At 64.9% G+C, this 13,044-nt stretch carries 12 protein-coding genes; 6 read left to right on the top strand and 6 right to left on the bottom strand.

Translation table 11 applies throughout. The annotated features are described in order from the left end of the window. Nucleotide 1 precedes the first annotated feature (1 nt). From RND64_RS18840 to RND64_RS18850, 3 genes are read left to right on the top strand one after another with little or no spacing between them, the layout of a single operon-like run. Nucleotides 2–952, top strand: a complete 951-nt coding sequence (locus RND64_RS18840; RefSeq protein WP_083444424.1) for a CoA transferase subunit A — start codon at nucleotides 2–4, stop codon at nucleotides 950–952. Continuing rightward, complete coding sequence (locus RND64_RS18845; protein WP_049699917.1) at nucleotides 949–1,728, top strand: CoA-transferase subunit beta; 780 nt, start codon at nucleotides 949–951, stop codon at nucleotides 1,726–1,728. The genes RND64_RS18840 and RND64_RS18845 overlap by 4 nt, the downstream gene beginning before the upstream one ends. Then, entirely contained in the window at nucleotides 1,725–2,816 is a 1,092-nt protein-coding gene (locus RND64_RS18850; RefSeq protein WP_049699918.1) for an NAD(P)H-dependent flavin oxidoreductase, read from the top strand. Before RND64_RS18845 ends, RND64_RS18850 begins: the two co-directional genes overlap by 4 nt. A 25-nt stretch (nucleotides 2,817–2,841) precedes the next feature. Here RND64_RS18850 and RND64_RS18855 read toward each other — a convergent pair whose 3' ends face one another. The 5 genes from RND64_RS18855 to RND64_RS18875 form a co-directional block, all read right to left on the bottom strand. After that, nucleotides 2,842–3,759, bottom strand: a complete 918-nt coding sequence (locus RND64_RS18855; protein ID WP_049699919.1) for a TAXI family TRAP transporter solute-binding subunit — start codon at nucleotides 3,757–3,759, stop codon at nucleotides 2,842–2,844. After that, on the bottom strand, nucleotides 3,756–5,228 hold the full coding sequence (locus tag RND64_RS18860) for a sensor histidine kinase (protein WP_083444425.1): 1,473 nt from the start codon (nucleotides 5,226–5,228) through the stop codon (nucleotides 3,756–3,758). The genes RND64_RS18855 and RND64_RS18860 overlap by 4 nt, the downstream gene beginning before the upstream one ends. Further along, complete coding sequence (locus RND64_RS18865) at nucleotides 5,221–5,898, bottom strand: response regulator transcription factor (RefSeq protein ID WP_049700093.1); 678 nt, start codon at nucleotides 5,896–5,898, stop codon at nucleotides 5,221–5,223. Before RND64_RS18865 ends, RND64_RS18860 begins: the two co-directional genes overlap by 8 nt. A gap of 61 nt (nucleotides 5,899–5,959) precedes the next feature. Next, nucleotides 5,960–7,432: an MFS transporter gene (locus tag RND64_RS18870; protein WP_235434409.1), complete on the bottom strand. Its 1,473-nt coding sequence runs from the start codon at nucleotides 7,430–7,432 to the stop codon at nucleotides 5,960–5,962. 168 nt (nucleotides 7,433–7,600) lie between these two features. Next, on the bottom strand, nucleotides 7,601–8,518 hold the full coding sequence (locus RND64_RS18875; protein WP_049699920.1) for a LysR substrate-binding domain-containing protein: 918 nt from the start codon (nucleotides 8,516–8,518) through the stop codon (nucleotides 7,601–7,603). Nucleotides 8,519–8,682: 164 nt separating this feature from the next. On the opposite strand from RND64_RS18875, the gene RND64_RS18880 reads away from it, so the two are divergent. From RND64_RS18880 to RND64_RS18890, 3 genes are read left to right on the top strand one after another with little or no spacing between them, the layout of a single operon-like run. Continuing rightward, nucleotides 8,683–9,291: a phosphonopyruvate decarboxylase gene (locus RND64_RS18880; protein WP_235434410.1), complete on the top strand. Its 609-nt coding sequence runs from the start codon at nucleotides 8,683–8,685 to the stop codon at nucleotides 9,289–9,291. Between the two features lies 1 nt (nucleotide 9,292). Then, entirely contained in the window at nucleotides 9,293–9,904 is a 612-nt protein-coding gene (locus RND64_RS18885; protein ID WP_049699921.1) for a thiamine pyrophosphate-dependent enzyme, read from the top strand. 14 nt (nucleotides 9,905–9,918) lie between these two features. Next, on the top strand, nucleotides 9,919–11,397 hold the full coding sequence (locus RND64_RS18890) for an aldehyde dehydrogenase (RefSeq protein ID WP_049699922.1): 1,479 nt from the start codon (nucleotides 9,919–9,921) through the stop codon (nucleotides 11,395–11,397). 1 nt (nucleotide 11,398) lies between these two features. Here RND64_RS18890 and RND64_RS18895 read toward each other — a convergent pair whose 3' ends face one another. Further along, a complete protein-coding gene (locus tag RND64_RS18895) occupies nucleotides 11,399–13,033 on the bottom strand; it encodes an acyl-CoA synthetase (RefSeq protein ID WP_049699923.1) in 1,635 nt (544 codons plus the stop codon). Nucleotides 13,034–13,044: the final 11 nt, after the last annotated feature.

The raw sequence follows: 13,044 nt of genomic DNA on the forward strand, positions 1-13,044 counted from the left end.
CATGGCCGACACCTCAACAACGCAGACCGCGACGCTGCAGGCCTCGACACCCCAGACCTCGACACCGGCCGACAAGACCAGCACGCTCGACGACGTCATCGGAGAACTCCGCGACGGCATGACCATCGGAATCGGTGGGTGGGGTTCGCGCCGCAAGCCGATGGCACTGGTCCGGGCTCTCGCCCGCTCCGACGTCAAGGATCTGACCGTCGTCACCTACGGTGGACCCGACCTCGGATTGCTCTGCGCCGCAGGCAAAGTCCGCCGAGCGTACTACGGTTTCGTCTCGCTCGACTCGGCACCCTTCTACGATCCGTGGTTCTCGGCGGCGCGCACGAGTGGCACCATCGAATCCCGCGAGATGGACGAGGGCATGGTCAAGAGCGGGCTGCAGGCCGCTGCCGCTCGCCTGCCGTTCCTGCCGACACGCGCCGGTCTCGGATCGTCGGTGCCCGATTTCTGGGAGGGCGAACTGAAGACCGTCGCGTCGCCGTATCCCGATCCCGACGGCAGAACCCAGACCCTGATCGCCATGCCTGCACTGCAACTCGACGCCGCATTCGTCCACCTCGACATCGCCGACTCCCGCGGCAACGCCGCCTACACCGGCGTCGACCCGTACATGGACGATCTGTTCTGCGCCGCGGCACAGCGTCGCTACCTCGAGACCGACCAACTCGTCTCGACCGAGGTACTCGCCAAGTCCGTTCCGACGCAACGGCTTCTACTCAACCGGATGCACGTCGACAAGGTTGTCCACGCACCCAACGGCGCCCACTTCACGTTTGCGGGCGAGTACGGCCGCGACGAGGCGTTTCAACGGTTCTACGTCGAATCCGCCAAGGAACCGGATAAATGGTCGACGTTCCGTCGTCGCTTTCTCGACGTCGACGAGGCGACATATCAGCGCGAGGTCGACGCCTGGCGCCGTGAGCAGGAGGAGTCGAAGTGACAACTGCGGAAACAGAAGCTGCAGCAACAGAAACCGATGTCACTCGTGCAGAGGTGTGCGTCGTCGCGTGCGCCGAGATCTTCCGCGATGCCGGCGAGATCATGGCGTCGCCCATGGCGCCGGTGCCGCTGCTCGGTGCCCGGTTGGCGCGCCTGACCTTCTCACCCGACCTGCTCATCACCGACGGCGAGGCGTTGATCCTCGCCGACACACCGCCGATCGGGAAGTCGGGTCCCATCGAAGGATGGATGCCGTTCTCAAAAGTCTTCGACGTCGTGGCGTCCGGTAGGCGACACGTGGTCATGGGCGCCAACCAGATCGACCGACACGGTAACCAGAACCTGTCGGCGTTCGGCCCACTCCAACACCCCACGCGTCAGATGTTCGGTGTGCGCGGAGCGCCGGGCAACACCATCAACCATCCGACGAGCTACTGGGTCCCCCGACATTCCGCGCGTGTCTTCGGCGATAAGGTCGACGTAGTCAGCGGAATCGGTTACGACAAGGTCGATCCCGACAATCCCGCATTCGACGACCTCGACATTCATCGGGTCGTCACCAATCTCGGCGTCTTCGACTTCAGCGGACCCGGGCACACGATGCGGGCGCTGTCGCTACACCCCGGCGTCGAGGCGGGCGAGGTCGTCGAGAACACCTCGTTCGAGATCGCGGGTCTCGAGGAGGCTCCGGCAACCAGGTTGCCATCGGAGAACGAGCTCGCCATCATCCGAGACATTCTGGACCCCAGGGGTGTTCGCGACCGGGAGGTGAAATGAGTTCGACGGCACGCGCGGCCGCGCTACCGACCCGGTTCACCGAGTTGGTCGGCGTCGAATATCCGATCGTGCAGACCGGGATGGGGTGGGTGTCAGGCCCGTCGTTGACCTCTGCGACATCGAATGCGGGCGGTCTCGGCATCCTGGCGTCGGCGACGATGACCTATGCCGAGCTGGAATCGGCAATTGCGAAGACGAAGTCGTTGACCGACAAGCCCTTTGGGGTCAATATCCGCGCCGACGCCACCGATGCCACCGAACGGATCGACCTGCTGATTCGCGAGGGGGTGCGCGTCGCGTCGTTCGCGCTGGCACCCAAGAAGGACCTGATCGCGAAGCTCAAGGGCAGCGGCGTCGTGGTGATCCCGTCGATCGGTGCGGCCAAACACGCGGTGAAGGTCGCGTCGTGGGGCGCGGATGCGGTGATCGTGCAGGGCGGTGAGGGCGGCGGCCACACCGGACCGGTCGCGACGACGCTACTGCTTCCCTCCGTGCTGGATGCATTGCGCGACAGCGGTTCCGACATGCCAGTGGTCGCGGCGGGAGGCTTCTTCGACGGTCGGGGGCTCGCTGCGGCGCTGGCATACGGGGCAGAGGGTGTCGCGATGGGTACCAGGTTCCTGCTCACCGCCGACTCCGCAGTTCCCGACGCGGTGAAGCAGGAGTATCTGACGCGCACTCTCAACGACACCGTCGTCTCGGTGAAGGTCGACGGTATGCCGCATCGGGTGCTGCGCACCCCACTCGTCGATGCGCTCGAAAGTGGCAGCCCGATCCGCGCGTTGTTCGCGGCGGCACGAAATGCCAACGAGTTCAAGCAGTTGACCGGCATGAAGTGGACGACGATGCTGCGCGACGGGCGTGCGATGCGCAAGTCGGGCGAGCGCAGTTGGCAGCAGGTCATCATGGCGGGCAACACCCCGATGCTGTTGCGCGCGGGTCTCGTCGAAGGTGATACGCGCGCAGGAGTTCTCGCGTCCGGCCAGGTGGTCGGGATGATCGCCGACCTTCCCAGCTGCGATGCACTCATCCAATCGATCATGGATCAGGCACACGAGCGGCTGAAAGCACTGAGCGCGCTGGGGTGACGCTGCGGCCGGTGCGGCGAGACCGTCACCCGTGGTGGCGACGGTACGCCGCGATCGCGGCCGGATGAAGTTGCAGTCCGTAGACCTGAATGAGGGTCTGAGTATCCAAGAACTGCACTCCGACAGTACCTTTGGGAATCAGCTCCGACGCCTTGTCGACCAACGCGTCGACAACCGCTGTGACCACCGAGTCCGGTGTGCTCGCAGTGGTGAGCAGCACGCTTGGCACGCCGATCGTCGCCGTCTCGGTGCGCGTGCCGTACATCCCCGCGGGCACCGCAACCGGCTCGTAGAGCGGTCCGTACCTCTCGCGCAGTACGGCGAGTTCGGCTGACAGGTCGAGCAACCTGATCCCGCCCGCCGGACCGTAGCCCGGTCGGGGGATGGCCGACGGGGTGGGTACGCCACCCGCCCACATCGCCGCGGCAACCGTGCCCGAAGCCAGTGATTCGAGCACGTTGGTCAGCGATACCGGTGTGATCTCGACATCGTCGGGCGTCATCGAGGCCGCGGCGAGGACGCGACGTCCCGTCCATTCGGTACCCGAGCCACGCGCACCGAGACTGATGCGCTTCCCGCGCAGATCGGCAAAGGTCTGGACGTCGCTCGTCGCGGGTACCGCGAATTGGACGTAGTTCTCATAGACACGTCCCACGGCGCGCAGCGGCCCGCCCCGCGCCGCGGCAACATCGCCGAGTGAGAGGCCGAAGTCGACGCGCCCCTGTTCGAGAAGTTCGATATTGCGCACCGAGCCGGTGGTGTTCATCGGTACGAGGCGGGTGGAACCGTCGGCCATCGCCGACGACAGCAGCTTGGCGAACTCTGACTGGAACCCTCCCGGCTCACCGGTAGCGATCCGATACCCGCGCACGTCACCACTCGCGCAGCCGGCGGCAAGCAGCGGAATCACCGCCAGTCCCTTGAGCAGTGTCCGGCGCCTCATACGGCATCTCCCCCGGCGCTGGCATCTGCTGCGGTGTCGAAGCCTGTCTTAGTGTCTGTGCGTCTCACCAACAGCACACGAACGCTCAGTCCACCTTCCGTCGATCTGCCGAAGTGCACGTCTCCCCCGACGGCGCGGACGAGGATGTCGACGATCGCGAGTCCGAGCCCCGTTCCGTGCGCCTTGTCGCGCGTGAAGAATCGCTCCGTCAGCCTCGGCACGTCCTCGTCTGCCACGCCGGGCCCATCGTCGGCGACCTCGATCACCACCGAGTCGGGCGAGTCCTCGGGTATCCCGATCGACAGCGCGATCTTCGGATGTGGCCCGGCGTGCCGTGACGCGTTGTCGACGAGGACGTCGATCACCTGCGCGAGCGCATCCTCGCTGATCCGTGCCTGCGTCGCCGGGTCGTCGAGTTCGTCGCGGAAGGTCAGCCGCGCGCCTCGTTCACGCACCGGCACCGACCAGAACTCGACACGGTCGGCGAGGACCGTTGCGGCCGTGCTCCATTCGTCACGTCGCCCACTCTCGAGCCTCGGCGTCTCCGCGCTGGCGAGGGTCAGGAGCTTGTCCAGGATCAGCTGCAGGCGTTGCGCCTCGGCACCGATCATCGCGAAGTCTTCTGACAACGCATCGGGAACCTCCGTCTCCACGATGTCGATCCGGAACTGCAGCGCCGCCAACGGGTTACGCAGTTGGTGTGAGGCATCTGCCACCAGGCGGCGCTGCATTTCGACCGACCTCAACACGGTCGTCACCAGGCCGTCGAAAGTGTCGGTGAGTTGACGCACCTCAGGCGGCCCACCGGTTTTGGCGTCCGACGACGCGTGTATCGGATCGTCGGCCGCCGATGTCGGAATGGACGGCAGTTCTGCTGCGAGATCGGTCATCGCGTCGGACAGGTCCGCGAGCGGACGTAGCACCCAGCGGCTCAACACCACTGCGAGCGCGGCGAATGCGAGGATCACCGCAGCGGCGCCACCGACAATGAGCAGCCACCAGCGGGTGACGTCGGACCTCGTCGCCGCTGTCGAGGATCGCATGACCACAGTGCCGTTCACCTGGGCGCCGCTGCCGACCGGGGCGACGAACACCGCCGAGTCGGGACCCCACGGCGCCACATGTCGAAGCTCCGACGACTTCTCATTGCGTAGCCCGCGTGTCACAGCGACCCGCATCTCCTGATCCGTCGGTCCCACCGACAGATCAGGGACGCCACGGGTGGAGACGATCAGCACCGAGTCGCCGTACACGTCGTGGTAGGCGCGGATCTCATCGGCGATACGGGCCGAGTTACCCGTCGTCACATACTCATTCGACATCGCAGCGAATCGATTCACGTCGCTCTCGCGCTGCTGCACGAACTGCCGCGTGCGCGCCTGCGACGACACCTCGATCAGTGGCACTGCAAAGCCGGCAATACTGACAGCCCCGATGATCGCGAGCACAATCAGCAGTCGCCTACGCATCGTCGACGGCCCCGTCCCAGCGGTAGCCGAATCCGCGGATCGTTGCGATGAGCCCCCGACGACCGAGCTTGGCGCGCAATCCGGTCATATGGACATCGAGCGAGCGCGATACGGCCACAAAGGCATCGCCCCACACCTGATCCATCAGCGCAGCACGACTGACCGCCAACCCCGCGTTCCTGACCAGAACCGCCAAGATGTCGAATTCCTTTGCGGTGAGCTCGATATCGCGTCCGTCGACGGTAGCTGTACGGGCGTCGAGGTCGATGGCCAGGTCGCCGGAGACCACGAGGTGTTGCGCCCCAGCGGGTTCCGGGCGGGCGGCTCGTCGACTCACGCTGTCGATGCGCGCAACCAACTCGACGAATCGGGCCGGCTTCACCAGGTAGTCGTCGGCTCCGAGGCGCAGGCCGCGTACGACCGACCGCTCGTCACCTCGCGCGGTGAGCACAATGACCGGTACCGAACTCACCTGTCTCAGTTGCCGAAGTACCTCGAGGCCATCCTGATCGGGCAGGCCGAGATCGAGCAGCACGAAATCGAACCCTGCGTGATGGAGCAACAGATCGGCCCCGACGGCGTATCTGGTCGGTTCGTGCCCGAAGCGTCGCAGGCCCGAGACGATCGCGCCTGCGACGCCGTCGTCATCCTCCACTACCGCAATACGCACGACGCCCATTATCCGCATCCCGCGGTCGCGGAATGCGGATAATGATGGCATTCAGTCCAATTCATCGAGATGAAGAGGGACCCTCATCGATGAGCGACTTCGTTCCCGTTTCGGCGTACTGCACTGTCGCCGAGGGAAAGTCGACGGTCGATGGGTTCGACGAATCGACCAGCGAGTCCTGCGAGACAGCCTGCGCGGAAGTCGACTCCTTCGCGCCGGCGTCGGCGGGGTCGAGCATCGAGTCGCCCCGCGTTTCCTTCATGAAGTACGCGGCGATCCAGGTCAGCAGGGCGCAGGCGGAGACGTAGTAGAAGAAGGCTCCCTCGTGACCGGCCTGCTTGAGTCCCAACGCGATCGGCTCAGCCGTGCCACCGAACACGGCGGTGACCAGGGCGTGAGGCAGTCCGACACCGAGCGCGCGCACCTTGGTCGGGAAGAGCTCCGCTTTCACGATGGGGCTCAATGCCGAGTATGCGGTGACGATCGTCAGCCCCGCCATCATCAGGCAGAAGGCGACGAACGCGTTGGACACGTGACCGAGGGTTGTCATGATCGGGACCGTGAGCAGCGTGGCGCCCGCACCGAAGAAGAGCATCACCTTGCGGCGTCCGATCTTGTCCGACAAAGCGCCGGCCAACGGCTGCATGCACATGTAGACGAACAGCGCGCAGAAGCTGATCCAGGCGACGGTCTCCTTATCCATTCCCGCGGTGTTGATCATGTATTTCTGCAGGTAGGTGGTGTACGTGTAGTAGCAAACGGTTCCACCGATGGCCAGTGCGAAGACCAGCGCGAACGACTTGCGGTACTGCATGAGGGTGCGGAGTGTTCCCTCCTGCTTGGCGGCACCCGCACCCAGTGCGGCGACCCGCTGCTTCTCCGCGAGGTACTGCGGCGACTCATCCATTCCGCGTCGGATGATCATCACTGTCACCGCTGCGACCGCACCGATCACGAACGGCACACGCCAGCCCCACGAATCCATCTGGGCCGGTGTGAGGATCTGCAGCAGGATGATCTGGATGCCGAGTGCGCAGAGTTGGCCGAGCACGATCGAGACATACTGGAAGCTCGAGAAGAAGCCACGTCGACCCGGCGTCGCGACCTCCGAGAGATAGGTTGCGCTCGAACCGAATTCACCTCCAACCGAAAGCCCCTGCAGGAGCCGGGCGAGCACCAGGATCACCGGAGCGAGAATGCCGATGGTGGCGAAACCCGGTGTGACCGCGATGAGTAGCGATCCGGCCGCCATCAGCAACACCGATAGGGTCAGTGCGTTACGCCGTCCATATCGGTCGGCGAATCGACCGAGGACGTAGCCGCCGAGCGGTCGCATCAGGAAGCCGACGGCGAACACCACTGCCGCGGAGAGCAATTGGGCCGTTTGGCTTTCGCTGGGGAAGAACACCGGGGCGAAGAACACGCTGAACGCTGCGTAGACGAACCAGTCGTACCACTCGATCAGGTTGCCGATGCACCCTCGGAAGACGTTGGCGACGACGCGCCGGTTGGATGTGGAGGACTGTTGAGTCATCACACGCTCCTTTGTGAAATGGGACTTTTGTGAGGTGGGACTTGCTTTCCCCATCACTGTGGCAGCGGTCACAAGCGCAGCCAATGCCTAGCGGCGTTTCCTAACAGTCCCTTTGGAAAGCTCGTGCCGTTTGCCGATGCCCCCTACGAAAGCGCGGTCAGACCATCCTCAGACCAGCCGGGCCGACGGCCACCGTCCACTCGCGACAGAGGTGGCGACGACCTCTTCGAGCAACTCGACGACGAGGTCACAAGCCGTCGATTGCGCCCGGTTGCGCGCTACGGCGGTGCCGATCGTCCGTGACAGAGCCGCGCCGACGATCGGCGCACAGCTCACCGCTTCCGCCGCGTCGATCGCCATCGCGGCCGGAAGCACCGTCCACCCGTGACCATCGGCGACGAGCCGACGTTGTACGCCAGCATCGTTGGTCTCCACCGCGACGGAGATGTCGACGCCCGCGGACGCGGCGTCGACGATGCTGCGCAACCCGTGCGGAGGGGCAGGCAGCACGAGGGGATGCTGCAGCAACTCCTCAAGCGCGACAGGTTCGTCGGCGTGTAGACCAGCCGAACTCGGCGCCACCGCCCACAGGTCTTCGCGCAGCAGCGGACGGATGCGAAACGCCGAGGTACTCGGCTGCTCGAAGAGCAATGCGACGTCTACGTCGCCGAGTTCGAGCCACTGTGCCAGGTGCCCCGCGTATCCGACGTCGACGCGCAACGCGATGCCTGGATAGCGTTGCGACACAACCGAGATGAGTCCGGCAGCGAGCAGCCCGACGGTCGAGGGCAACAACCCGATGCTGACCCGCCCGCGGACATCCTCACCGGTACCCGAGAGCACTTCCGCCCGTGCCCGGTCGAGTTCCTCGAGCGCCCGTCGAGCACGTTCGAGCACCAGTTTGCCGCTGGCGCTCAACGACATCCCCGACCGGCTTCGTTCGAACAACTCGACGCCCAGTTCCGATTCCAATGCGTGGATCTGCTTCGTGACAGCCGGCTGCACCACGTGCAGTGTCTTCGCGGCCGCGGTCACGCTTCCGGTATCGGCCACTGCCAGCAACGCCCGTAGCTGTCTGATCTCCACGTCATCTCCACTCGCCCCGCCGTCGCACGAGGTCGTCGGTTGTCGGTCAGCGCTGTCCGCCAGCATTCCGGCACGGAATGCGGAGCCATGCCGAAATTCTATTACCCACTCATTCCCATAACGATAGAGAATCGTTGGCAGCTCAACAACGAAAGGTTCTGCCCATGACCAGCGCGCTTACCGACGGTGAATTAACCAACGACGGTGAATTAACCAACCACGGGGCAACAACCGACGGGTCACCGGTCGAGATTGTCGGCCCCGGCTGGCAACGCGATGTCTTCGAGGTGCTCAAGCAAGGCGGGGTGTCGCAGATCGCCTACGTCCCCGACGCCGGTCACTCCTACGCGATCCGTGCAGCGATCGCCGACCCCGACATCACCGACGTCGTGCTGACGACGGAGGAGGAGGGCGTCGGAGTCACGGCCGGAGCCTGGCTCGGTGGTGTGCGCTCAGCGTTGCTGATGCAGAGCAGCGGCGTCGGCAACTGCCTGAACATGTTTTCGTTGCTCGAGATGTGCCGATTTCCGTTCCTGACCCTCGTGACAATGCGCGGCGAGTACGCGGAATTCAATCCATGGCAGATCCCGATGGGTTCGACCACCCAGCGCGCACTCGAACTCGGCGGCATCACCGTGCTGCGTGCCGACAAACCCGATGAGGTTCGTGAGGTCGCGCAGGCAGCCCTGGAATCGACCTTCCTCGCGGGCGAGCGCACCGCGGTACTGCTCGGACAAAGCCTGATCGGCCGTAAGAAGTGGGAGCGAAACTGACATGACCGCAACTGATTTCACCGCCGTACGAGAGAACACTCCGATCGACCGCCGCGAGTTCGTGTCGGCACTGATCGATCGCGTTCCCGACGCTCTCATAGTCACCGGGCTCGGCTCGGCGTCGTACGACGTCTTCGCCCACGGCGAGCGCGACGGGAACTTCTACCTCTGGGGCGCGATGGGCGGTGCTGTTCCTGTCGGCCTCGGACTGGCACTGGCTCAGCCGGACAAACCCGTCGTGGTGGTGACCGGCGACGGTGAGATGCTGATGGGCATCGGATCGCTCGGCTCGGCCGCGGTGCGCGCGCCCGACAACCTGACGGTCGTCGTGCTCGACAACGGACACTTCGGCGAAACGGGGATGCAGCGCAGCCACTCCGGGCTCTGCACACGCCTTCTCGACGTCGCGCACGGTTTCGGGATCCGTCACTGCCGCGAGGTCGATTCGCTCGGCCAGGTAGCCGACGTCGCGTCGAACATCAACGCACGCAACGGACTCTCGTTCGTGCAGGTGCACATCGACACCGGCGAGCCGCCGCGCGCTCTTCCGCCACGCGACGGAGTCGCGGTGAAGAACAAGTTTCGCACAGCACTCGGCCTGACCACATTCTGAGGAAAGACGGCACCATGCAGACCTATCAGCTCCGGATCAACGGCCGCTGGCGCGACAGCAGCACCGGTGAGTTCTTCGACTCGTACGACCCTTTCACCGGGAAACCGTGGGCCAGCGTTGCCCGCGGCAGTGCCGCCGACGTCGACGATGCCGTCCACGCGGCGCACGACGCTCTCACCAACAGTGCGTGGTCGCAGATGACGGCGAGCGCACGGGGCAAGCTCTTGCATCGACTCGGCGACGCAATCGCCGCCAACAGTGCCGAGCTCGCCCGAACCGAGGTGCGCGACAACGGAAAACTGTTCGCCGAGATGTCTGCACAGACCGCCTACATTCCGGAGTGGTTCTACTACTACGGCGGTCTGGCAGACAAGATCGAGGGATCGGTTGTGCCACTGGACAAGAAGGGATACTTCGCCTACACGACGTCGGCTCCGGTCGGGGTCGTCGGCATCATCACACCGTGGAACTCACCGCTGCTGCTGCTCACCTGGAAGCTGGCGGCAGCTCTCGCTGCGGGCTGCACCGTCGTCATCAAACCTTCCGAGCATACGAGCGCCTCGACGCTGGAATTCGTTGCGCTGCTCGAGGAAGCGGGCCTACCGGCCGGAGTGGTCAATGTGGTCACGGGGTTCGGACAGGAAGTCGGCAGCCCCCTGGTCGATCACCCGCTGGTGCGCAGGGTCAGTTTCACCGGCTCGGACGCGACCGGCAGCAGGATCGGCGCGCAGGCCGCGGGCGGCATCAAACATGTCGGCCTCGAACTGGGTGGCAAGTCGCCCAACATCATCTTCGACGACGCCGACCTCGATGCCGCGGTCAACGGGGCGGTGTCGGGGATCTTCGCCGCAACCGGTCAGACCTGTATCGCCGGATCACGACTGCTGGTGCAGTCGTCTGTCCACGACGAGGTGGTCAGGCGCGTCGTCGAACTGTCGAAGACCGCGCGCATGGGAGATCCGGCCGATCCGGACACACAGGTGGGGCCGGTGACGACCCGCGACCAGTACGAGAAGGTTCTCTCCTACATCGAGATCGCGAGATCCGAAGGCGCACAACTGAGTCTAGGTGGAGCAGCAGCAACCCGACCCGAGTGCGGCGACGGCTGGTTCGTCGAACCCACGATCTTCACCGGTGTCGACAACTCCTCGCGCATCGCGCAGGAGGAGGTATTCGGTCCTGTGCTCTCGGTGATCCGATTCGACGACGAGGCCGAGGCGATCGCCATCGCCAACGACTCCCGATATGGTCTCGGCGCAGGCGTCTGGACCTCCGACATGGCGCGAGCATTTCGGATGACTGCGGCGATCGAGTCGGGCACGGTATGGGTCAACACCTATCGTGCCGTGAGCTACATGATGCCGTTCGGCGGCGTCAAGGAGTCCGGCCTCGGTCGCGAGAACGGCATCTCGGCAGTGGACGACTACCTGGAGACCAAGAGCGTGTGGATCAACACCGGCGCACCCTCCGGGAATCCGTTCGTGCTGAAGTGAACTAGCTCGACCCCGCGATCTCGGCATGCTCGACGCGCAGGTTCTTCTTCAGGATCTTGCCCGACGGGTTCTTCGGCAACGCCTCGGCGAACACGACGAACTTGGGCCGCTTGTACGGTGCGAGGATCGACGAAAGATGTTCCATCACTTCGTCTTCTGACAGGACCACACCGTCCTTGGGAACGACGACAGCCGTGACGGCCTCGATCCACTTCGGATGCGGCACACCGAAGACGGCCACCTCCGCGACGCCGTCGTGAAGGTAGATCGCCTCCTCGACCTCGCGGGACGCGACGTTCTCACCGCCGGTCTTGATCATGTCCTTCTTGCGGTCGACGACCGACAGGTACCCGTCCTTGTCGATCACGCCCAGGTCGCCGGAGTGGAACCAGCCGTTGCGGAAAGCTTCGGCGGTCTTGTCCTCGTCGGCGTAATAGCCCAGTGCCGCATGCGGACTGCGGTGCACGATCTCCCCGACCTCGCCGACGGGCACCGGATTGTCCTCGTCGTCGACGACGCGGGTCTCGACGTTGAGTGCCGCGCGCCCCGCCGATCCCGCCCGGTCGAGTTGCTCGTGCGGCTGCAGAATGGTTGCCAGCGGCGACATCTCGGTCTGTCCGTAGAAGTTCCAGAGGCGAACGTCGGGAAGCCGACGTGCCAGCTCACGTAGGACCTCGACGGGCATCGCCGCGGCACCGTAGTAGCCCTTGCGCAACGACGAGAGGTCGCGGGTGTCGAAGTCGGGGTGGCGCAGCAGCGAAATCCACACGGTGGGTGGGCAGAACAGCTTGGTGACGCGCTCGGCCTCGATGGTGGCCAACATCGTCGCGGCGTCCGGCGCGTGCAGGATGATGCTGGTCGCACCCAGGTAGACGTCGACCGAGAAGAAGCAGTCCAACTGGGCGCAGTGGTACATCGGGAGCGCGTGGATCTCGACGTCGGAGCCCTCCATCCCACCGTCGACGATGCAGGAGACGTACTGCGTCATCAGCGATTTGCTCGACAGCAGAACGCCTTTCGGCCGCGACTCGGTGCCCGATGTATACATCATGCGGACCGGCTCGTCGTCGTCGATGACAATGCCAGGGGCAGACGCGTCACCCGTCGTCATCCATTCGGCGACCGGCTCGTATCCCTGCGGTGCCTGCGTCCCCGCCAGAGGAATCCACCCGCGGATGTCGATGGGCGTACCCGCGGTCGCGACCGCCTCGATGACCGTCGGCCCGAGCGCATCCTCGACGACGACGCCCGACGCCTGGCTGTGGTCGAGGATGAAGGCGATCTCGGAGACGCCGAGTCCGAAGTTGATCGGTACGAGGATTGCGCCGATCCGCGCGCACGCGAAGTTCAGCACGGCGAATTGCCACGAGTTGTGACTGATCAGCGCCAACCGGTCGCCACGAGCGAGTCCGCGCGCGGTGAGCGCGTTGGCGCAGCGGTTGACCGCGGCGTCGAACTCGGCGTAGGTGAGGCGCACATCGCCGTCGATGACCGCCACCTTGTCGGGCGTGCGTGCAGCCGTGCGGTGCAACATGTCGCTGATCGTGTTGCCGCGTGCCGTCGCCACCGCCGCCTGCGTTGATTCAGTGAAGGACGATTCCCTCCCGGCCGATTCCCTCCCGGTCGACTTCTTCACTGTCGACTCGT

Source organism: Gordonia sp. w5E2 (assembly GCF_036540975.1).
Lineage (GTDB): Bacteria > Actinomycetota > Actinomycetes > Mycobacteriales > Mycobacteriaceae > Gordonia > Gordonia jacobaea.